This is a genomic window from Tunturiibacter gelidiferens, assembly GCF_013410115.1.
Taxonomy (GTDB): Bacteria; Acidobacteriota; Terriglobia; order Terriglobales; family Acidobacteriaceae; genus Edaphobacter; species Edaphobacter gelidiferens.
On sequence record NZ_JACCCV010000002.1, the window covers coordinates 1,475,548 to 1,496,956 of the forward strand.

Sequence of the window (21,409 nt, forward strand, 5' to 3'; positions counted from 1 at the left end):
GGCAGATCCGACACCAAACGTGTGCATCACGCTTTAACGGTCATCACTCGCATATCTGGCGAAACTAGTAGCTTCGCGTCGGTCCGCGCCTTCACCTCGTTGACGTCCATCCCCTCTGCGACCTCAGTCAACACTAGTCCTTCCGCCGTCACGCGAATCCAGCAAAGCTCCGTGACTATATCATGCACAACACTTTGTCCAGTCAGCGGCAGCGTGCATTCTTTCAAAATCCTTGAAGCTCCATCCTTGGTCTGATGCTCCATCGCAACAATCACCCGACGCGCCCCCGCCACCAGATCCATCGCGCCCCCCATACCCTTAACCATCTTTCCCGGAATCGTCCAGTTCGCAAGGTTGCCATGCTCATCTACCTGCATCGCCCCAAGGATGCTCATATCCATGTGTCCACCGCGAATCATCGCGAACGATTCCTCACTCGAGAAAAATGAACACCCCGGAAGTTCCGTAACGGGCTGCTTGCCTGCATTGATAAGGTCAGGGTCAGCGCACTCATCGGTCGGAGGCGCACCAACACCCAGCATTCCATTTTCCGACTGAAACATTACATCGATACCCGCAGGCACATATCCTGCAATCATCGTTGGAAGTCCAATGCCTAGATTTACATAAAACCCATCTTGAAACTCTCGTGCAATCCGCCGTGCAATCCGCTCCTTGCCTGTCACAACGCACCTCCGGATTGAATAAACTTCGACTCAATTGGTTTTCGATATGCCGCCCCGACCACAATGCGGTTTACATAAATTCCTGGAGTAACGATGTGGTCCGGATCAAGCTCACCCGGCTCGACCAGCACCTCGACCTCGGCGATGGTTAGCTTGGCGGCAGTCGCCATCGCCGGATTAAAGTTTCTCGCCGTCTTCCGATAGACCAGATTCCCCAACCGGTCTCCCTTCCAAGCTTTGATCAGTGCAACGTCTGCATCAAGCGCCTGCTCAAGTACATAAGTTCTGTCGCCAATCTTGCGTATTTCTTTGCCCTCGGCCACAACCGTACCTAGACCTGTCGGCACATAGAACGCCGGGATACCTGCGCCACCTGCGCGAATCCGTTCCGCGAGCGTCCCTTGCGGAATCAGGGTTAGATCCAGCTCTCCCTTTAATACCAGGGCCTCCAACCGACGGTTTTCGCCTACGTAGCTGCCGATATGCGAGGCGATCATACCGGCCTCCAACATCAACCCCATTCCAAAGCCGTCAACGCCCATGTTGTTGCTGATCGTATGCAGTCCGGTAATCCTGCGCTTCACTAAGGCGGCGATCAGGTTCTCTGGGATCCCGCAAAGCCCAAAGCCGCCAAGCATTATCGTAGAACCTGGCGCAATATCGACCACAGCGTCGTCTGCAGTCCGAACGACTTTATTCATCGGATAAAAACCTCACGTGCGGCGGAAGAGTACACGCCTCGTTGGGGCGAATCGTTATTTGGTTTGCGTCGAAAAAGTAAAGGTCGTCGTGCTGTGAAGCATCTCGCCCGGCTTCAACTCCGTGGTCGGAAAGGAAGGATGATTCGGTGAATCGGGAAAGTGCTGCGTTTCGAGACAGAGAGCGGTGTTCTTCGCATTGCTCTGCTGCGCGCTGCCATACGCGGCACCATTGAGTGAATTGCCGGTATAAAACTGCACTCCAGGCTCAGTTGTCGTCACGGTCAGAACACGTCCACTCGAAGGATCGTAGACTCGAGCCGCTGTCTTCACCTCACCATTCTTGCCGCGCAGGACCCAGTTGTGATCATAGCCACCGCCGATTTTCAGCTGTTCATTGTCGTCGTTGATCCGTGCACCAATAACCGTAGACTTACGAAAATCAAACGGTGTGCCCTCCACCGAAGCCAGCTCTCCCGTAGGGATCTGACTTAAGTTCACCGGCGTGTATTGATCTGCCGGAATCATAATCTGCTCGTCAAGAATGGTCTTCTTCGGATCGCCTGAAAGGTTGAAGTACGAGTGATTGGTCAGATTAATCACGGTATCTTTATCGGTCGAGGAGCTATAGTCGATGCGCAATGCGCCGTGATGAACCGTGTATCGTACGTGTACCGTCAGCGTTCCCGGATATCCCTGGTCGCCGTCCTTGCTCACCAATGTCATCTCCACTCCGTCCGCAATAGCTCGCCCTGTCCACACCAGACGATCGAAACCTACCGTGCCACCATGCAGCGAGTTGGCGCCGTTATTCGTTGGGATCTGGTACTGATGGCCATCCAGTGAAAACTTTCCGAACGCGATGCGATTCCCATATCGTCCCACGATCGCACCAAAGTATGTCGACTTATCCGCAAGATAGCCATCCAACGCGCTGTAGCCCAGGACCACATCAGCGATTTTGCCGTCGCGATCTGGCGTCTTGATCGAAACCACGCGAGCTCCGAAGGTCATAATGCTTGCCTCGATGCCTTCGCTCTTCAGCGTGTAAAGATCCACTGCCGTGCCATCGGGTGTTGTCCCAAATGGGGTCTTCGTCACCGAGCCGTGTGCAGCCATCGCAGTTGTCATGCTAAGCAGCATAATCTTTAGCCATCTCATCGTCACTCTCCTCGCCATTTTCGAGCCTAGCATCCTTTATGCGGTCTGTTTGCAGCGAGATATTGCTCGCTCCAGCGACCTCCGCCACTATACGTGAAGCACCGCGAAACAGCGATAAGATGGGACATCGAGTCCACTACAGGAAGGGAAGAGCATCGGCCATCCGGACCGATCACATAAGCTCACCGAGTGCTGACGAAACGCTTGGGTCGAGATCATCGAACAAGTTGTAGCTTCCGCAAAACATCTTTGAAAGAACCTAATCAATAGCCGGGCGACCACAAGAGACTTCTACCACTCCCATGGCTGCAACACCTTCACCGAAGCCATACCAGCGGCCGTCGCCGCCTGAATTCCCATCTCCGTATCCTCGAAGACAAGGCAGTCCTCGGGCTTCACTCCCAACCGCTTTGCCGCAAGCAGAAACGGCTCTGGATCGGGTTTGCTTTGCTCATAGTCTCCCGCACAGACCAGCGTTTCGAATTTGTCCAGAAGTCCCAGCACCTCCAGTGAAGCCGTTACAGAGTCTCGGGTACTGCCAGATACCACAGCAAACGGGATGTGTCCGTGGCTAAACTCGATATGCTCCAGCACCTCTGGCACCGCCTTCAGCTCGGGAAGAATCTCGAAGTATAGTGCTTCCTTGCGCTTTGCCACTTCCTCCACTGGCATCGCCAAACCGTCGCGTACATTGAGGGTGGCGATAATCTCTGCTACAGGCATTCCACCCCACGCATAGAACGTCTGCTCTCCAAACTCGCAGTTCCATTCCGCCAGAACCCTCTTCCACGCCACATAGTGCAGCGGCATCGAATTGACAATGGTCCCATCACAATCAAACAGGTAGGCCTTGAAAGTCCCTTTCGGCAGCGTCAACTTCGGCAATTCAACCCCCATCAATCACTCCTTATCCGTGCGTGCAAAGATCAGCGGCGGCGGGTGCGACCAGAACTTGTGGTCTCACCCGCCGCCGGCTTGTCTAAATCGAATTAACTATTTCAGTTCGTGACCGGCAAAAAAGTACCCAATCTCAAAGGCCGCAGTGTCTTCGGCATCCGAGCCGTGGATCGCATTCTCTCCAATTGACGAGGCGAACTTCTTACGGATAGTCCCTTCCTCGGCCTGGGCAGGGTTAGTCGCGCCCATCAGCTTGCGCAGATCGGCGATCGCGTTGTCCTTCTCAAGTACCATCGGGAAGATGGGCCCGCTCGACATGAACTCCGTCAGTTCACCGAAGAACGGCCGCGCCGCGTGGACATGGTAGAAGCCTTCTGCCTGCTCCTTCGAAATCGAAAGCCGTTTGATCGAAACAATCTTAAACCCTGCCTTTTCAATCTCGGCCAGGATAGCTGCGGAGTAGCCCTTACGAACGGCGTCCGGCTTGATGATGCTGAAAGTGCGCTGTGACAACGTATTTCTCCTAGGTGAGTCTCTATTACTTAGTGTAGAACAAGGCCAGCGAACCGCGCCTGTTCGACCTTGGCTGCAACTTCTCCCCGGAGCATGGATGCATGCGGATGTTCCAAAAGACAGCTTGGATATGGTTTTTGGGCTTCGCCGCGTGGCTTGCGGACGCACTCCTCAGTCTGCGGCTGCATAACATTCTTCATGCGCGCCTCGCTCTGATGGTCGCGATTGTTTTCTTCACCGCCGGGCTTTTTTATCGCCGTCAGACTTGAAGAGGCAGGTGGGCTCGTTCTATGCGATTGGGGCTTCCTCATGCCCATGAGGGTACCCCACCCCTCCCCCGGGGTATTTTCGCGCAAACCATTTTATATCAGTTACTTACAAAATAGTCATATTTGCAAAATAGTCATTCTGAAGGGGTTACAGCTAAATACGTCCAGGCAAAGGGGTTACGCGCTTTCGTTGCGTTTAACCGTCATAAGATTTTGGAGACTCCTGGCAACTCTTCCCTATTTACTCAGTATATCGGATTGACCATAACTAATACGCCAAGCGGATGTGATTGATTACAATTATCTTACATGGATAGAGGGGTTGACAATCGAAGTGGGCCGCGAAGAGCCATCTCGCAAGTGGCAGGCGGTGAAAGTGAAGATGTTTTTGAGTTTGGATCGCTGACTTAGAGCAAAGGAGAGACGGGATAGCCCGGCGGCGCATAGGGGGGAACGCCTATGACGGTGTCGACGACCCTCTGCTCGCAGGTTTCCGAGTGCAACCTACCGTTGGAATAAAGGACTTGTCTTCCGGGAACAGCGGGAACACGATCCCCTGGGATGACGACACCGGCGAGGTTCATCGGGTCGGCGGCGGCTACTGCGATGATCGCACTGCACTCGCGAGTGCGGGAGGTGCGAATGGATTCGACAGCCTCAGGGAGTGCGTATTGCTCGCCACGGAAGCCGGAGAGGAAACGACCGCCGCGGATCTCGCCGCGGGCTTCGAGACGCCGAAGGGTATTGAGAAGATCTCGCCATCTGGGAGCGTTGGATTCGCCGAGGAGCAGGTCGCGAAATAGAACGCCGTAACGATTTAGAAGTTGGCGGGCGAAGGATTCCAGAGCGGCTTCGGTGCGGTGAGCCTGCTCGATCGCTGTGGGCGCGGCGTGAAGCTCTGCGGTGAGCAGTGACCATCTGCCAGCCGAACTGCGTGCAGTGCGCCCGGCGGAGGTTTCGGTGGTGATGGATTTACGGCGGGGATCCATGCAGGCACGAAGCTGGTCGAAGCCGTCTGCGGCTGCGAGGCCCGCGGTGGCGAGCTCCCACAGAGCCTGCTGCGTTTGCTGTCGAGTGAGGTTAGAGATGCGCTGGATATCGTTGGCGAAGCAGGCACCGCGTTGCTGGAGAAGGGTTCGAAGTTGCAGAGCTGCGGGGCTGAGGGCCGCGGCGAGCTTGTCGTCTTGAACGCACTGTTGTGCCAGGGCGTGAGGGAGCCAGTCCGCGGTTTCGCGAATGAAGAAGGTGATGGGTGCGGCGTTGGTGGGAATGACGCGGCGTGGGGCAGCTCCGTCTCCTGAAGACCATGCTGGATGAGGCGAGATTCGACCCCAGCCTACTGCTCCGGAGAGACAGAGGGCGTCGAGCCAGCGAGGGTCATAGTTCGCGACGCGAGAGGGAAGGAGGGTACGCTCCCATTCGACGGCAGGAGCTTCGAAGCCCTCCAGTTGACGAAGAGCTTCCAAGACTCCCTCTTCGCCTGAGAGCTGCGTTTGAGGGGCAAGGTGTTGCCAAGTGAGGAGCCAGCGCATGTAGACCGCGGGCGTGACTGGCTCGACCTGCTTGCGGAGAGTTGCCACGGTTCGGCGGTGGATACGTTGGAGAATGCGGCGTTCGCACCACTCAATATCGTGGTCTTCCGTTTTAGCGGGATATTCGAAAGCACCACGCATTAGCAGGCCTTGCATCTCCATTGTGAGGAAGGCCTGGAAGATGGCGGCAGGGTCTAGGTGGAGCGTGCTTGCGAAGGCGCTGGCTGTAGTGGGGCCGATAATTTGTAACCAGCCTCGAACTAATTTCTGGATGGATTCTTTTTTTGTAACTGGGTTGGTCGCATTTGGCTCCGAGGCGGAGATTTGTTCCGTCTCAAACGAAATGCGGGGGTCTCTCCACTCCGCAGCAGACGATGAAACCGTCTGCTGCTCCGGTCGAGATGACGCATCCTGGGTAAGTCGAGATGACGCATCAGAAAGTGGTCGAAATGACCCATCCTGGGTAAGTCGAGATTCGTCTCGGAGCGGATTGAGGACAGCGATGTAGGGGAGGCGTTCGGTGGCGACCCAGCAGGTCGTTCCATTTAGGTCGAGGGTTTGGGCGCGGCCTCTTTGTGTCAGGCGTTCGTAGAAGACGGGCCAGTGACGAGATTCTTCGCGGTCGATAACCGTGAGCGGGAGGGCGATGAGGGAGTGGAGGAGGTCGTGGAGCTCGTTTTCGTCGCGGAGGTCGGGCCATATCTCTTTACGGATGGCTGCGATTGCGGCAGGGTCCAGCTTGCCGGGTTGGTCCGGGAGGTTTCGGCCGAGTGAGATGGCGCGGGCGCGGCGCTCTTCGAGACCGGCTTCGTCGAGGTAAGCGTAGGGATTGGCGTTGAGGAGTTCGTGAGCGAACTGAGAGGGGGTTGGCGTGTCAACAGCGAGACAACAGATGGTGCCGTCCTTTATTCCGCGAAGAACCTCGATGAGACCCTCAAGGTCCATCGCTTCCTGGAGGACGTCCTGCATGACCTCGTTGACGAGCGGGTGGTTTGGTATCTGGATATCGCCGACGATGGTCTCGAAGCAGGCGGCAGCCTGTGGGAAGACCGATGCCATAAGATCTTCCGAACGGGTGCGCTGGATCTGGGGGGCGATGCGTTTGCCTTTTGAGAAGCGGAGTAGCTGCAGGCTGCGGCCAGCGGCCCAACGCCAGCGATTCTTGAAGATGGGGGACGCGATGGAGGCTTGCTCCAGAAGTTCCTTCGCTGTGTGTTCGGTGAGGAACTGGAAGACATCGCCGAGAGGGAAGCTGTGTTGCTCGGCGAGGGAGATATTGATGCCGTTGTCTGTGGCGGCGGCTTGTAGCTCGAAGTTGAAGCCTCGGCAGAACCGTTTGCGTAGGGCAAGCCCCCAGGCTTTGTTGATTCGGCCACCGAAGGGAGCGTGCAGGATGAGTTGCATGCCGCCGCCGTCATCGAAGAAACGTTCGGCGATGATGGTGGTTTTGGAGGGAACAGCTCCGAGGGCGGCGCGGCCGATGACGATGTAGGCGATGAGTTGCTGGGCCGCGCTGGCGCAGACGCCGCACTCCTGCATTAGCCAGGCGGATGCGGCGGCGACTTCGGGTTGTGCGGGAGAGAGGTATCCGGGGGTTAGGTTGGAGGTAAGTGCGGAGATTTGTTCGCGAAGCTCGCCGACGCCGTCCGAGAGGATAGCGGTCCGCTGCGGGGCCTCGCCTTCCCAGAACGGCAAGCTGGGAGGTGCGCCATGTGCATCTTCGACGAGGACGCGACCGGTTGCCTCGACGCGCTGGATGCGCCAGCTTGAGGTGCCGAGTAGAACGACGTCGCCGGGGCTGGAGTCGACGGCGAAGTGCTCATCCAAGGTCGCGATCTGGACACCCTCGGGTTGGAGGATAACGCTGTAGAGAGCTGTATCAGGTATAGCGCCGCCGTTGGAGATGGCAATCATCCGTGCACCGCGGCGAGGGTGGAGATGATGTTGAACGCCGTCGCGGAGGATGTAGGCGCCATAACGGCCTCGGGTGGATTCGATGCCCTCGGTTAGGAGGATGAGGAGATCGTCGAAGGCTTGTCGTGTGAGGTTGCGGTACGGATAGGCGCGGCGGAGTGTGTTGTAGAGGGCGTCTTCCTCCCAGGGCTCCGCTCCGCAGGCTGCGACGATCTGCTGCATGAGGACGTCGGCAGGCTGCGGAGGAATTTGTAACTGATCCAGTTCGCCGGATCGCATCTTTCTGACGAGAGCGGCTTGTTCGAGGAGATCGTCACGCGTGGTGGCGAAGAGGCGGCCTTTGGGGATGGCTCCGCGCCAGTGGCCGGCACGCCCTACACGCTGCATGGCAACGGCGACTGATCGGGTAGTACTGATCTGGCAGACAAGGTCGATGTCGCCGATGTCGATGCCAAGCTCCAAAGATGCAGTGGCTATGAGGATTTTGATTTGACCGTTCTTGAGGCGCTGCTCGGCGTCGAGCCGGAGGGTGCGGGAGAGCGAGCCGTGGTGTGCTGCGACGTGCTCAGGGCCGATGCGGGTAGCGAGCTCAAAAGCGATCTTTTCGACGAGGCGGCGGGTGTTGACGAAGACCAGGGTTGATCGGTGATTTTGAGCGTGAGCGGCGAGTTTGTCGAAGATCTCTTCCCACATGCCGTTGTGGGTAACGGAACTAAGTTCGTCGCTGGGGACTTCAATCGCGATGTCGAGTTCGCGGCGCTGACCTACCTGTACGACAGTGGCGGGTTCGCGGTCTTCGTGGATGCCGGTGAGAAAGCTGGCCACAAGTTCTATGGGATTCTGCGTGGCTGAGAGACCGATTCTCTGGGGGCGCGCGGCGAGGCCAGTGAGGAACTGACCGGGGCTGAGACGATTTTCGCCGGTAACGAGAGCGTCGAGGCGTTCGAGTGATAGAGCCAGGTGAGCGCCGCGTTTGTCGTCGGCTACCGCATGGATTTCGTCGACAATAACTGTTCGAACGCGACGTAGGTGTTCCCTGCTCTTGCCGGCGGTGAGGAGGATGTAGAGAGATTCGGGCGTAGTGACAAGAATGTGAGGCGGATTGCGGAGCATCGCAGCGCGTTCTTTTGGAAGCGTGTCGCCTGTCCGGACGCCGGTGCGGATCTCGGGACAAAGATAACCGCGCTGCATTGCCAGTTGTTGAATCTCGGCGAGTGGACCGTCGAGATTTTTCTGAATGTCGTTGGAGAGGGCTTTGAGGGGGCTAACGTAAACAACCTGCGTGCAGGGGACCAGTTGGCCGGAGATCGATTGCCGCAGAAGCTGATCGATACAGACTAAGAACGCAGCGAGGGTCTTTCCTGACCCGGTCGGAGCTGAGATGAGGGTGGCATTGCCACCAAGAATGCTAGGCCAACCATAGGTCTGAGGCTCGGTGGGGCTGCCGAATTTGGAGAGAAACCACTCGGCCGTGATGGGATGCGCCCAAGAGAGCGATTGAGGGACTTCCAACGACATTCGCTGATTGTAGCGCGGTTTTTATTCGTTCTTTATTCGCCCTTTGTTATCTACATATTGCCAGTGCCGACATCGGAGGCGGCAGCTGCAGTGCTCGATTCATCGAGGTACTGCTCGATCACTTTTTCAAGAGTTCCCTGAGCCGAGAGGATGAAGTCAATGGCGTCCCGACCGGCTCCAAACCCTCCGGGATTCGGAGTAACAAAGTGAGCTACGGATTTTACCTGCTGGCGAGCATTTGCAGTGGCGATGGCAAGGCCGCACCGGCGCATGACCGGGAGGTCAATAATGTCGTCACCAACGTAGGCCAGCTGCTCGAGCGTGCAGCGGGTCTTTTCAAGGATTTCATTGATTGCGTTCATCTTGTGGGATTGGCCCTGGTAGATGAACTCCAGCTTGAGGTCATGGGCGCGAATGGCTACAGTCTGAGATTGACGCTTGGTGATGATTCCGATGCGGAGGCCGCCGAGACGGCCAAGGGAGATTCCGAGTCCGTCGTGGGCAGAAAAGCCTTTCGCTTCGATCCCATGGCCTTCTGAGTTTGGGATGACGAAGATCTGTCCGTCTGTTAAAACTCCATCTACGTCGAAGATTAGAACCTTGATATTTTTCGCTCGGGCGTCGGCGGTCATGGCTTGATCATAGCTTGGCGGGCCACGATCAAGTCAGACACAGATATCCTCGCAGTTGTTCCTGGATTCAGCGGGATGGTCAGCCTCCTGCTTATTTCATGTTGTAGGGAAATTCGAATACCAGACCAGCGATTGGCAGGACGATATTTACAAGTTGCTCGTGCTTGACACGCTCGAAGTAGACGCGGCCGCTAGTAACTTCGTTAGGAGAGAGGGACGTTGGCTCGAGGGGATGTTCGCTAGCGGCTTGGTCGGCGGCTCTATTTTTTGCTTCTGCGTCGAATTGCTCGGGGTTGGGGTCTTGTGAGTCGCCCGGACCGGTCGATGATGTGGCAACTTGTCGGGGAAGCAAAGAGGAGCCGAGTTGAGGCGTTGGGGATGTCGGAGATTGCGGGGTGGGGGCCGAAGGAAGATCCTTTACGTCATTGGGAGAGACGTAGAGCAGTACCTTGGGCTTTGGGGTGATAACCTCAACGCGAAAGTCTTCCGGGGTCACATTCTGGGGCATGACGGTGTTGTTGGCGATGCTGACGTCGGCGCGGGTGTAGGGACCCTCTTTAGAGATGGAGACCATGACCGTGAAGCGCGGGGAGTTGATCACCTTATAGTTACGACCGTTAAGCTTCTTGCTGACACAATTTGCGTTGGGCTGACAGGTGATTACGTTATCGGGAAGGATGGTCTGGGGAACGGTGGCAGCGAAGGTAACGGTTGGGGGGATGAGGGCAAGGAGGAGGGAGATTTGCTGCATTCGAGTCATGGGGAGACCTCCTGCTGGATCGCAGTGCAGGTAACTTAGCAGTTACCAATGAGGTACTGAATCACTCGATAGTTGTACGGCGCGTGGCGGGGGTGGAGGGTGAATTGCGAAGGGCTGCAATAGACGCCAAGCGGCCATTGCAACCCTTATGTAGCTTTGTTGGGCACGGAACTGCGCAGCTTGGTTCGGCAGCTTCCGCGGAGATGGGTGGGGTTAGGCGGGCTGGATGTTTGCAGCCTGCTTGCCCTTGGGGCCAGTGGTGATATCAAACGTTACGCGCTGGCCTTCCTGGAGGGACTTGAAGCCGCTGGAGTTAATTGCAGAGTAATGCGCGAAGAGATCCTCTCCACCGTCTTCCGGGGTGATGAAGCCAAAACCTTTTGCGTCGTTGAACCATTTCACTGTTCCGTTTGCCATGATGCGTCCTACTTTCATAAGGCGATATTTCGCCATTAGTTATAAGGGTAGCAGGATGTGAGCGAATTTCAATCAATAAGGTTACAGGTTTCTTCGGGGAAAGAGGCTGAAGCGGGTTTTCGAAGGTCGATATGTGGTCTTTCATGGCATATTCTGTGACGGTTGGACTTGCGCTTGATGCGGTTTCCAATTTTTTTCTCCTCGTGGCGCGGTCGGTACCCCTCCCCCACCCCTGGGTATTTTGGAGGTAAGTGAAATGGATGCAACGGTTTAGGGGCGGGGTTTGCCGCTAAACCATTGCATCCAGGCGAGTTACGCACAAAATACTTGTTTTGTTATAGTTGGCGGACTATTGCGACGAGTTCCCGCTGTTCCAAGGAGCGAAGTAGCTACGCCAATTCGTGGTGTTTTGCTGGCCTTTCGTGGTGAGTTTGTGGTCCGTTGTAGACGTTTTAAATGCCAAGGCTGCCGCAGCTTTCGCCACAGGCAGCCCTTGGATTTTGATCTCTAACCTTAATTGTAGCGAATTGGACATAACTGATACGCCAACTTTGGCGAAGTTTTGTTTGGTTATTTTTCGGTCATGAAATTTGGCTGGTCGAGACTTGGCTGATTTTGGGTTTCAGAGGCTAGGATAGGCATTGCCCTATGACAACTTCAAAGACGAGTTCCGTTCTTCTTCTGGCCAAGAGCGCTATTACCGGTGCGCTTGGCGGTCTGCTGTTCGGCTTCGACACGGCTGTGATCGCGGGAATTACTCATGCTCTGACGGACAAGTACCAACTGTCGCCAGCGAATCTTGGCTTCACGGTTTCGATCGCGCTGTGGGGGACGGTGATTGGGGCAATGGGCAGCGGGGCATTGGGTCAGAAGCTGGGCAGCCGCAAGGCGCTGCGATGGATGGCGGTGCTGTACGTGATCTCGGCGTTGGGGTGTGCGCTGGCGGGTAGTTGGACCATATTTTTGTTCTTCCGTTTTCTTGGCGGCCTGGGGATTGGCGGCTCGTCGGTGCTGGGGCCGGTCTATATTGCGGAGCTTTCGCCGGCGAAGTGGCGCGGGCGGATGGTGGGGCTGTTTCAGATCAACGTGGTGGTTGGAATTCTGCTGGCGTATCTCTCGAATGCGATTGTGGCGCACTTTGGGTTGGGAGCGATCGAGTGGAGGGTGCAGATTGGAGTGGCGTTTGTTCCGGCGGCTCTGTTTCTGATCATGCTGCTGAGTGTTCCGCAGAGTTCGCGATGGCTGATTACGCAGAACCGGATTGCGGAGGCTACGCTGACGCTGCAGCGGATGGGTTCGCCTGACTCTGAGGCAGAGGTGCAGGAGATTATCGAGTCGATTCGGCAGGAGAGGCTGGAGTCGGCGACGAAGTTATTCTCTGCGCAGAATCGTCTGCCTATCTTTCTGGCGATCTCGATTGGGATGTTCAATCAACTGACGGGGATCAACGCGATTCTGTACTACCTGAACGATATCTTTGCCAGTGCGGGATTCAGCCGGGTGTCGAGTGACCTGCAGGCGGTGGCGATTGGGGCGATGAACCTGGTGGCGACGCTGGCTGGAGTCTCGCTGATCGACAAGGTGGGACGTAAGAAGCTGCTGCTGGTGGGAGCGGTGGGCTGCGGGATTTGCCTTCTGGCTGCTGCGATGATCTTTCAGACTCAGTCGCATCAGCAGTTTCTGCTGGCGGTGTTGATTGCTTATATTGTCTCCTTCGCGTTCTCGCAGGGGGCGGTGATCTGGGTTTATATCAGCGAGGTGTTTCCAACGAGTGTTCGGTCGAAGGGGCAGAGTCTTGGTTCGTCGGCGCACTGGATTACAAATGCTTTGATTGCGAGCATTTTTCCGGTGCTGGCTCGTTATTCGAAGTCGATTCCGTTTTTCTTCTTTGCAGTGATGATGGTGGTGCAGTTTTTGGTGGTGCTGTTTGTGTATCCGGAGACGAAGGGGTTTACGCTGGAGTCGATGCAGAAACATTTGCATGAGAAGGTGAAGCCTGCGGCTTGATTTTCTTTTGGTTGCTTTGTGGATGCAAAGCAAAAGCAGATCCCCTTCGGGGATGACAACCAGAGAGGCAACGGCAACAACAAAGGCGAAATTCGGGGGTCTCTCCACTACGTCGCGCGATGAGGCCGCGCGACTTCGGTCGAGATGACGCTTCATTGGGGTTGAGGAGAGTTTTCGATGCGATTACGCTTCATTGGGAATCGGCATGGGTTGTGACTTCTTGGGTTAAGGAGAGTTATCGATGCGGTTAGGGTTGTTTACACCGATATTTAATGGGTTGTCGTTGGATGATCTGCTGGTGGAGTTGAAGAAGTATCCGCAGATTGAAGCGCTGGAGATTGGGACTGGTGGGTGGCCGGGGAGCAGCCATCTTGATCTGGATGCTTTGCTTGCAAGTAAAGAGGCGGCGCGGGCGTATCGGTCGAAGTTGGAGGACGCGGGGCTGACGATCAGTGCGTTGTCGTGCCATGGAAACCCGGTGCATCCGAAGAAAGAGATCGCTGGGCGCGACGATGAGGTGCTGCGGAAGACGGTGAGGCTGGCGGAGCAGATTCATGTGCCTGTGGTGGTTACGTTTTCCGGGTGTCCGGGTGGTTCGGCGCAGGATGTGACCCCTAACTGGATTACAGCGGCTTGGCCTCCGGAGTTTTCGGATGCGCTGGCCTGGCAGTGGGAGGAGCGGCTGATTCCCTACTGGAAGGGTGCGGCGCAATTTGCCAAGGATGCTGGGGTGAAGGTGGCGCTGGAGGCTCATCCGGGGTTTTGTGTGTATAACCCGGAGACTGTGCTGCGTTTGCGTGCGGCTGTGGGCGATTCGGTTGGGATCAATTTAGACCCGAGCCATATGTGGTGGCAGGGGATCGATATTCCGGCGGCGATTGCTGCGCTGGGGGATGCGATCTTTCACTTTCATGCGAAGGATGTGGCGATAAATACCGCAATGCGCAACGTGAATGGAGTGCTGGATACGAAGAGCTATCGTGAGATGGCGAAGAGGTCGTGGTTGTTTCGTTCGGTTGGCTGGGGGCATGGCGAGTTGGAGTGGAAGCGGATTGCTTCTGCGCTACGGCTCGTGGGGTATGACTATGTGATGAGTATCGAGCATGAAGATGCTCTGGCTTCTACGCAGGAGGGATTGTCTTCGGCGATATCGATGCTTTCGCGGGTGCTGCTGAAGGAGCCTCCGGTGGAGGCCTGGTGGGCTTAGAGGCGCGTGTCCTGCCGGACGGGCCCACTGCGCGTGGGGCGGGCGTTCGCACGCCTTTTTAGAGCTTCGCGTAGTCCTCCCGTTGGTCGGCACGAGATCCAAACTCGCGACCAACGGGAGCGTCGAGCGAAGCGGTATACACGTCACGAAGTGACCGCCCTCCGCGGAGGAGGCCCGGCCGGCAGGACATATCTTTCGAATTAGAGAGGCGCTTCGATAGGGGTTGCGCCTGCGCTTTCAGCGGCTGTGACTGGTGAGTTTTCTTTGTCAGTGAAGGTAACGAGGAAGAGCACGAGGACCGCGGCCGAGGCTGAGGCCGCGACAATCCAGATGGACTGCCAGGAGTGAACCGGTAACCCGGTTGCTGAAGTTGTGGTGTAGCGCTCTACGACTGCTCCGGAGAGCCACGAACCTACGAACATGCCTGCGCCGTAAGTGATGAAGGTGATGAGGCCCTGGGCTGCGGCTCGTAGCGCGTGGGACGCCTTGCGATCGATGTAGATCTGGCCGGTAACGAAGAAGAAGTCGTAGCAGATTCCGTGGAGAAGGATGCCGAGCCAGAACATCCAGACCTTGCTGTCGGCGTTGCCGTAGGCGAAGAGAAGATAGCGGAGGACCCACGCGGACATGCCGGCGACGAGCATGTATTTGACGCCGAGGCGACGGAAGAACCACGGGATGAGAAGCATGCAGAAGAGCTCGGACATCTGGCCGCCGGTCATCTTGCCTGCGGCGTTGTGCACGCCTGACTCGTTGAGGAAGAGGTTGGTAAAGGCGTAGTAGAACTGCAGCGGGATGCAGATGAGGAAGGATGCGATGGCGAAGACGGCCATGGAGCGCTCGCGGAGGAGAGCGATGGCTTCGCGGGGGAAGATGCTGGAGAGAGAGAAGCGGCCTTCGCGGGCGAGGGGTGGGGTGTCGGGGAGGGTGAGGCAGTAGAGGGCCATCAGGATGGAGAGGGCGGCGGCTAGTTGCAGGGGGCGGGAGGTAGCTTCGAGGCGGAGGGTGCCTACGAGAAGACCGGCTGTGATCCAACCGGCGGTGCCGAGGACGCGGATGGGTCCGAACTCAAGCTTGGGGTCGGTCATCTGGCGGAAGGCGAGAGAGTTGGTGAGGGCGAGAGTGGGCATGAAGCAGAGGCAGTAGAGGAGGAGCAGCGGGTAGATGGCGCTGAAGACGATTTGTTGCGAGGCGAGGAAGAGGAGGATGCCGCCAAGGAGGTGGAGGCCGGCGAGGACGCGCTGGGTGGCAAAGAGCTTGTCGGCGATGAGGCCGACGAAGAAGGGGGCGATCATGGCTCCGACGGCGGTGGTGCCGGCGGCGAGGCCGATTTGCTGGCCGGTGAAGTGGAGGGACGAGGCGAGCCAGGTGCCGACGGTGACGTACCACGCTCCCCAGATGAAGTACTCGAGGAACATCATTGCGCCGAGTCGTAGACGGATCTGCATGTTCACGGTGGGGTGTTCCCTTCTTGTTTCGCTGCTTGTTCCGCTGCTTGTTTGCTTGTTCCGCTGCTTGTTCCGCTACTTGGATTAGGGTAACGCGAAGGCTACGTAGGCTGCGCCTTGAGGGCCTTTGGGGTTGCGTGCATTGCTGGTGGCGATGACGACGTACTGGCGACCGTCGACCATGTAGGTGGCGGGGGTGGCGTTGCCGGCGTAGGGTAGGTCGCCTTGCCAGAGGAGGGCGCCGGTGCGGCTGTCGAAGGCGCGGATGGTGTGGTCGAAGTTGGTGGCGGCGATGAAGACGATGCCGCGGGCGGTGACGATGGGGCCGCCGTAGTTTTCGCTGCCGGTGTCTTTGAGGCCTTTGGCGGCAAGTTCGGGATAGTTGCCGAGGGGGATCTTCCAGAGGTAGCGGCCGGTGTTGAGGTCGATGGCGTTGAGGGTGCCCCAGGGCGGCTGGACTGCGGGGTAGCCGTCGGGGTCGAGGAACTTGCGGTAGCCGGTGAAGCGATATTTGGCGAGTCCGCCGGGTGGGGCCAGGGCGGATTCGACTTCCTTCTTGGAGGAGTTGTTGGAGGTAAGGGCGGCTTCGACCATGGGGGAGGCGCTGTCGCCGAGGAAGCGGAGGAGGGCCGCGGTGTCGGCGTCGGAGAGCTTGTGGAAGGCGGGCATGCGGCCTTTTCCGGTGTGGATGTTCTGGAGGATCTGCTGGTCGGTGAGACGGAGGCGGACGCCAAGGAGGCCGGGGTAGTTGGAGGGGGCGCCTAGGAGATCGTCGCCGTGACAGATGGCGCAGTTTTTGTCGTAGATCTTGGCGCCGGCTATTTCAGAGCGGTTGGCGGATTTGGGTGTGAAGGATGTGGCGCTGCCGCCGGTGTCGCCGGTTTTCAGGTATTCGAGGACAGCGGTGAGGCGAGCGGCTTCGACGTTGGGGAAGGAGGGCATGCGGCCCTTGCCGTTGTGGATGATCTCGGTGACCTGGGCGTCGGAGAGGCGTTTCTGTTCGTCGATGAGCGAGGGGAAGGCGGGAGGATTGCCTTTGCGGTCGCCTCCGTGGCAGATGGAGCATTGGCTTTGATAGACGTTGGCGCCGAGGCTGCCGCCTTGTTTGTTTTCGGTGAGGCCGCCGGTCCAGACGATGTCGTTGGCGTTGATGTAGATGACGCCGGTTTTGATGTCGACCGCGGAGCCGCCCCACTCGGCGCCGCCGTCAAAGCCGGGGAAGACGACGGTTTGTTTGTCGACGGTGAAGGGGACAAAGATGCCGTTGCTGATGAAGGATTTGAACTGTTCGGCTGCCCAGGCGTGAGCTTCGGGGGTGCGGGTGGTGAGCATGTCGGCGGTGAGGAACTGGCGGGCGTAGGGCGCGGGGATGGATGGGACCGGCTGGGTGAGGGAGGCTTTTTCGCCGGGGGCGGTGGAGGCGGGGAAGGCGTGCTCTGCGATGGGGAAGAGCGGGTTGCCGTTGGTGCGGTCGAAGAGGAAGAGGTAGCCCTGCTTGGTGGTCTGGGCTACGGCGTCGACCTGTTTGCCGTGGGAATGGACGGTGACCAAGGACGGCGGTGAGGGGAAGTCGCGGTCCCATATGTCGTGATGAACGCCCTGGAAGTGCCAGAGGCGTTGGCCGGTGTTGGCGTCGAGAGCGAGGAGGGTGTTGGCGTAGAGGTCGTCGCCGAGGCGGTCGAAGCCGTAGAAGTCGTTGACGGCGGAGCCGGTGGGGACGTAGACGATGCCGCGCTTTTCGTCGAGGGCCATGCCGGCCCAGTTGTTGGCGGAGCCGGTGACCTTCCAGGCGTCTTTGGGCCAGGTCTCGTAGCCGGGTTCGCCGGGAAGGGGGATGGTGTGGAAGATCCAGCGGAGCTTGCCGGTGTGGACGTCGTAGGCGCGGATGTCGCCGTGCAGGGCAGGTTCGGTCTCGGGCGCGCGGAAGCCGACGATGATCATGTCTTTATAGACGAGGCCGGGGGTGGTGAGGGCGGCGAAGGATTGAGTGACGTCTTTTTCGTTGAGATCTTTGCGGAGGTCGATCTTGCCGCCGTCACCGAAGGAGGAGATGAGTTTGCCGGTTGCGGGATCGATCGCGTAGAGGTTGCTCAGAAGACCGGCGAAGAGAATGCTTTGGGTTCCGTCGGTCCAGTAGCTGAGACCACGTGTGGGTTGCAGGCCGGGGGTTCCGGTGCTGAAGGTCCAGAGATTTTTTCCGGTGGCTGCGTCGAGCGCGATGACTTTTTGCGTTGGGGTGAAGCCGAAGAGAACGCGGCCGACGATCAGCGGATTGGTCTGGAGGCCGCCGGGCTCCTTGGTGTCGAAGCTCCATGCGACTTTGAGTTTGTGGACGTTGGTGCGGTCGATCTGATGGAGGGCGGAGTAGTGATCGTCTGCGCTTTGACCGCCGTAGACTGGCCAGTCCGTGCGAGGTGGGGTGTGCTTTGCCTGTGCGTCGGCTACGGTGAGAAGGTGTCCGTTGTTTCCAAGGCTGAATGCTAAGCCGCCCGCAAGTAGAGCGGGGGCCAGATTGCCAGTGACGGACCTTTGTATTTGCATCTTCACGTTTTTCACTGGGCCCATGGGCTAGTCCGTGTACTTGATGATTTGCATGAAGCCGTAGTCCATGTGGAGTTGCTGATGGCAGTGCAGGAGCGAGTCGCCTGGATTGTCTGCGACGAAGTCTACGGCAACGGTTTGAAGCGGCATGACGTTGACGGTGTCCTTGATGAGTCCGCTGAGGTGCTGATCTTCGACTCTGGTGACTTCAAAGCTGTGCCGGTGCAGGTGGATCGGGTGCTGGTCGCCGCTCGCGTTACGGAAGAGCATGCGATAGCGTTTGCCATGCTTGACCTTGAGTGGTTTGACGTTGGGCCATGCATCGCCGTTGATGGTCCAGGTATCGAACTTCGAGTTGTTGAGCGCACCGGCATCGCGGAAGGTCAGGGTGAAGGTCTCCTCCGGCTCTGGGACTGGATCTTTGGCGGCGAAGCGGGTGTAGTCCCATTCGGCGGGAGCGGGATCGCGCCAGATGGGTTCGCCGGATTTGCCGGCGTACTCGACGACGACTCCCAGGCCTATGTCGCGGCTCTCCTTCAGGGTCGAACCGAGAATCCAGACGCCTGGAGAGTTCATCTCGACGATGGCATCGACGCGTTCTGCGACCGCGAGGGAGAGCACTTCGACGGAGTATGGATTGGGGACAGGGTTGCCGTCCATGGCGATGACCTTGAAGGTATGGCCGGGGAGAGCGAGAAGCACATTTTCTGTCGCGCTTGCGTTCAAAAGGCGGAAGAGAACGCGCTCTCCTTGTTTGACGCGAATGGGTTCACCTGCGCCGAGCATGTGCGCATTGATGGTGGCGTGATCGTAGCCCACGTCGGAGCCGGTGGTCTGTGGCATGTTCTGCGATTCGGCGCGCATGGTTTCGACCATCGGGACGAAGTGAGGACCCCAATGGCGGATTGCGAGGTTGACTTCCTTGTCGTGACGGCCTGGGTCAGGTGCGCCGTCGACGAGAAGAAAACCGAACTGGCCGGTGTAGGCGGCGAGGGAGAGATCGCCCATGGCCATGGCATGGGTGTGATACCAGCGGGTGCCGGAGGGGTTGGGTGTCAGTTGATATCGTAAGGTCGCCCCGGGTGCGATCAACGGAGAACCTTCTTCTACCGCACCGTCATTCAAGGGATCAGTGGTGAGCCCGTGCCAATGGACGAGGTCTGAATTTTTGGAAGCGTTGGTGACATCGATCGTCACTGGCTTCCCCTTTTTTAAACGGAGCAAGGGACCCGGGATCTGACTGTTGTACGCGACGGTGTTGATCTGAACGCCGTGGCCGATGTCCAGAGTGCAAGGCTCGATTCGCAGACGCAAATCGGGCGAGTGTTCCGATGCTGCCAGTCCCCAGGTGATCCGTGGCCCCGCAGCATGTGCCAGCGTTGCTCCTGTTGCGGCTAAGAAACTTCTCCGGTTCATCAAGACTCGTTTCGTGCTCGAGATCTTATTCCAAGGACGTCTTAGAGTAATATGCGTCTGGGTTGGAGTTGTCCAGTCTGGCTGCGGCGGGAGTGCTTCTGCGTCGGTTCCGAAGCTCTTAGAACGTGTTTGGAAAACTCTTGTACGTACTGCAAAAGAAGCACCAGCAAAGGCGCAATGCGCGGTCTCCACTCCGCCGTGCGATGAGACCGCACGGCTCCGGTCGCGATGACGCATCTTTTGTCTCTAGTATCTCTGGAGTCCTTTGGACAGTTTCTTATTTCTCCAGAGGGAATCGCTGGTGTGCGAATATAAGACCATATCTCCCACTTTGACGCACAAGGATAGCCGCTTGAGATCAATTGCTGCTTGTCTGATTTCCGTTGTTTTGACGCCTGTGCTTTATGCTCAATCGAACCAGTTGCCGAATGTCGATAAGACGCTTGCCCGGGACATCTTTCAACAGTTGATCGAGACGAATACGACCGACTCAATTGGTAGCACGACCTTAGCGGCCGATGCGATGCGGAAACGGCTGCTCGATGCCGGGTTTGCGGAGGCGGACGTGGTGGTACTGGGACCGAATGATAGGAAGGGCAACATGGTGGCGCGATATCGCGGACGACCTGGCTCGACGCTGAAGCCGGTTCTGATCATCGCTCATATTGATGTCGTCGAGGCGAAACGCTCGGATTGGACGACTGATCCGTTTCAATTTGTCGAGAAGGATGGCTACTTTTACGGCCGCGGAACGCAGGATATGAAGGACAGCGACGCTGCGGTGGTCGAGAGCTTTATCCGAATGCACCGTGAGGGATTTGTTCCGAACCGCGACATTATTCTTGCGCTGACTGCGGACGAAGAGGGTGGAAAGTCGAACGGTGTGGATTGGCTGTTGAAGAATCATCGCGATCTGATCGATAGCGCGTTTGCGCTGAATCCGGATTCGGGCGGACCTGAGTTGGAGAAAGGCAGAGCTGTGAGCATGGGAGTGGAGGCGACGGAGAAGCTCTATGCCGACTACCGCGTGACCGCGACGAATCCGGGAGGACACAGTTCCCTGCCCCGGCCTGACAACGCGATCTACCATGTTGCCGATGCGTTGGGGCGATTGGAGAAGACGACGTTTCCCTTGGAGACGAATGAAGTGACGCGCGTCTATTTTGCCAGCAGTGCGAAGACGGAAAAGGGACAGCTGGCGGAGGATCTTACCGCTGTGTCTGGGCCTGTGCCGGATGCGGCGGCTGCGCAGCGATTGTCGAAGGATATGATCTACAACTCGCTACTGCATACGACCTGCGTTGCGACGATGATGTCTGCCGGTCATGCGCCGAATGCGCTGCCGGGGAGTGCGGTCGCGAACGTCAACTGCCGCATCTTTCCGGGACATTCGCAGGAGGAGATTCGCCAGGAACTGATTCGCATCTTTGCCGATCCGACGCTGAAGGTGCAGTATGTCACCAACGCTGGCGAGGTGCTGGAGAAGGGGTCGGATCGTAAGTCGATGGCTCCGCCGCCGCTGGAGCCGGTGGTGTTCAAGCCGCTTGAGGCGACCGTGAAGTTGATGTGGCCGGGGATACCGGTGATCGCCGAGATGGAGACCGGAGCGTCGGACAGTATTTATACGATGGATGCGGGGATTCCGAGTTATGGGTTTTCGGGCATGGGCGTGGATCGGGATGATGACCGTGCTCATGGCCGCGATGAACGGATTCGTTCCGTCGATTTTTATAACGGAGTTGAGTTTGAGTATCTGTTCCTGAAGGCGCTCACCTCGCAATAGGCTGGTGGGA

16 protein-coding genes are annotated in these 21,409 nt (G+C 57.7%); 4 read left to right on the top strand and 12 right to left on the bottom strand.

The genetic code is table 11. From position 1 onward, the window contains the following. Positions 1 to 26: 26 nt before the first annotated feature. The 5 genes from HDF12_RS18295 to ndk all read right to left on the bottom strand — a co-directional run bounded on the left by HDF12_RS18295 (position 27) and on the right by ndk (position 3,955). Positions 27 to 686 (bottom strand): 3-oxoacid CoA-transferase subunit B, encoded by a 660-nt coding sequence (locus HDF12_RS18295; RefSeq protein WP_179585692.1) that lies wholly within the window; start codon positions 684 to 686, stop codon positions 27 to 29. Beyond that, positions 683 to 1,387, bottom strand: a complete 705-nt coding sequence (locus HDF12_RS18300) for a CoA transferase subunit A (protein ID WP_179585694.1) — start codon at positions 1,385 to 1,387, stop codon at positions 683 to 685. The genes HDF12_RS18295 and HDF12_RS18300 overlap by 4 nt, the downstream gene beginning before the upstream one ends. 54 nt (positions 1,388 to 1,441) lie before the next feature. Next, positions 1,442 to 2,545 carry an aldose epimerase family protein gene (locus tag HDF12_RS18305; protein WP_257025724.1) on the bottom strand — a complete coding sequence of 368 codons (1,104 nt, stop codon included), beginning with the start codon at positions 2,543 to 2,545 and terminating at the stop codon, positions 1,442 to 1,444. Between the two features lie 291 nt (positions 2,546 to 2,836). Then, a complete protein-coding gene (locus HDF12_RS18310) occupies positions 2,837 to 3,442 on the bottom strand; it encodes an HAD family hydrolase (RefSeq protein WP_179585696.1) in 606 nt (201 codons plus the stop codon). A 96-nt stretch (positions 3,443 to 3,538) separates the two neighbouring features. After that, on the bottom strand, positions 3,539 to 3,955 hold the full coding sequence (gene ndk, locus HDF12_RS18315) for a nucleoside-diphosphate kinase (RefSeq protein WP_179585698.1): 417 nt from the start codon (positions 3,953 to 3,955) through the stop codon (positions 3,539 to 3,541). Between the two features lie 101 nt (positions 3,956 to 4,056). Here ndk and HDF12_RS18320 point away from each other — a divergent pair, with 101 nt between their 5' ends. Then, the gene (locus HDF12_RS18320) at positions 4,057 to 4,224 is read left to right on the top strand and encodes a hypothetical protein (RefSeq protein WP_179585700.1); all 168 of its coding nucleotides are present in this window, start codon (positions 4,057 to 4,059) and stop codon (positions 4,222 to 4,224) included. A 407-nt stretch (positions 4,225 to 4,631) separates the two neighbouring features. Here HDF12_RS18320 and HDF12_RS18325 read toward each other — a convergent pair whose 3' ends face one another. The 4 genes from HDF12_RS18325 to HDF12_RS18340 form a co-directional block, all read right to left on the bottom strand. Beyond that, positions 4,632 to 9,188, bottom strand: coding sequence for a DEAD/DEAH box helicase (locus HDF12_RS18325; RefSeq protein ID WP_179585702.1), 4,557 nt, complete (start codon positions 9,186 to 9,188; stop codon positions 4,632 to 4,634). A 50-nt stretch (positions 9,189 to 9,238) separates the two neighbouring features. Beyond that, a complete protein-coding gene (locus HDF12_RS18330) occupies positions 9,239 to 9,820 on the bottom strand; it encodes a KdsC family phosphatase (RefSeq protein ID WP_179585704.1) in 582 nt (193 codons plus the stop codon). Between the two features lie 91 nt (positions 9,821 to 9,911). Continuing rightward, positions 9,912 to 10,580 (bottom strand): hypothetical protein, encoded by a 669-nt coding sequence (locus HDF12_RS18335; RefSeq protein ID WP_179585706.1) that lies wholly within the window; start codon positions 10,578 to 10,580, stop codon positions 9,912 to 9,914. A 213-nt stretch (positions 10,581 to 10,793) separates the two neighbouring features. After that, positions 10,794 to 10,997 carry a cold-shock protein gene (locus tag HDF12_RS18340; protein WP_020712649.1) on the bottom strand — a complete coding sequence of 68 codons (204 nt, stop codon included), beginning with the start codon at positions 10,995 to 10,997 and terminating at the stop codon, positions 10,794 to 10,796. Positions 10,998 to 11,645: 648 nt separating this feature from the next. On the opposite strand from HDF12_RS18340, the gene HDF12_RS18345 reads away from it, so the two are divergent. Then, entirely contained in the window at positions 11,646 to 13,004 is a 1,359-nt protein-coding gene (locus tag HDF12_RS18345; RefSeq protein ID WP_179585708.1) for a sugar porter family MFS transporter, read from the top strand. A 241-nt stretch (positions 13,005 to 13,245) separates the two neighbouring features. Then, complete coding sequence (locus HDF12_RS18350; RefSeq protein WP_179585710.1) at positions 13,246 to 14,211, top strand: sugar phosphate isomerase/epimerase family protein; 966 nt, start codon at positions 13,246 to 13,248, stop codon at positions 14,209 to 14,211. 200 nt (positions 14,212 to 14,411) lie between these two features. On the opposite strand, the gene HDF12_RS18355 is transcribed toward HDF12_RS18350, so the two are convergent. The 3 genes from HDF12_RS18355 to HDF12_RS18365 all read right to left on the bottom strand — a co-directional run bounded on the left by HDF12_RS18355 (position 14,412) and on the right by HDF12_RS18365 (position 19,616). Further along, the gene (locus HDF12_RS18355; RefSeq protein WP_179587097.1) at positions 14,412 to 15,659 is read right to left on the bottom strand and encodes an MFS transporter; all 1,248 of its coding nucleotides are present in this window, start codon (positions 15,657 to 15,659) and stop codon (positions 14,412 to 14,414) included. Positions 15,660 to 15,743: 84 nt separating this feature from the next. Beyond that, positions 15,744 to 18,200 (bottom strand): c-type cytochrome, encoded by a 2,457-nt coding sequence (locus HDF12_RS18360; protein WP_179585712.1) that lies wholly within the window; start codon positions 18,198 to 18,200, stop codon positions 15,744 to 15,746. Between the two features lie 27 nt (positions 18,201 to 18,227). Then, positions 18,228 to 19,616 (bottom strand): multicopper oxidase family protein, encoded by a 1,389-nt coding sequence (locus HDF12_RS18365; protein ID WP_179585714.1) that lies wholly within the window; start codon positions 19,614 to 19,616, stop codon positions 18,228 to 18,230. A gap of 352 nt (positions 19,617 to 19,968) precedes the next feature. Here HDF12_RS18365 and HDF12_RS18370 point away from each other — a divergent pair, with 352 nt between their 5' ends. Then, a complete protein-coding gene (locus HDF12_RS18370) occupies positions 19,969 to 21,399 on the top strand; it encodes a M20/M25/M40 family metallo-hydrolase (RefSeq protein WP_179585716.1) in 1,431 nt (476 codons plus the stop codon). The last annotated feature ends 10 nt before the right edge of the window (positions 21,400 to 21,409 follow it).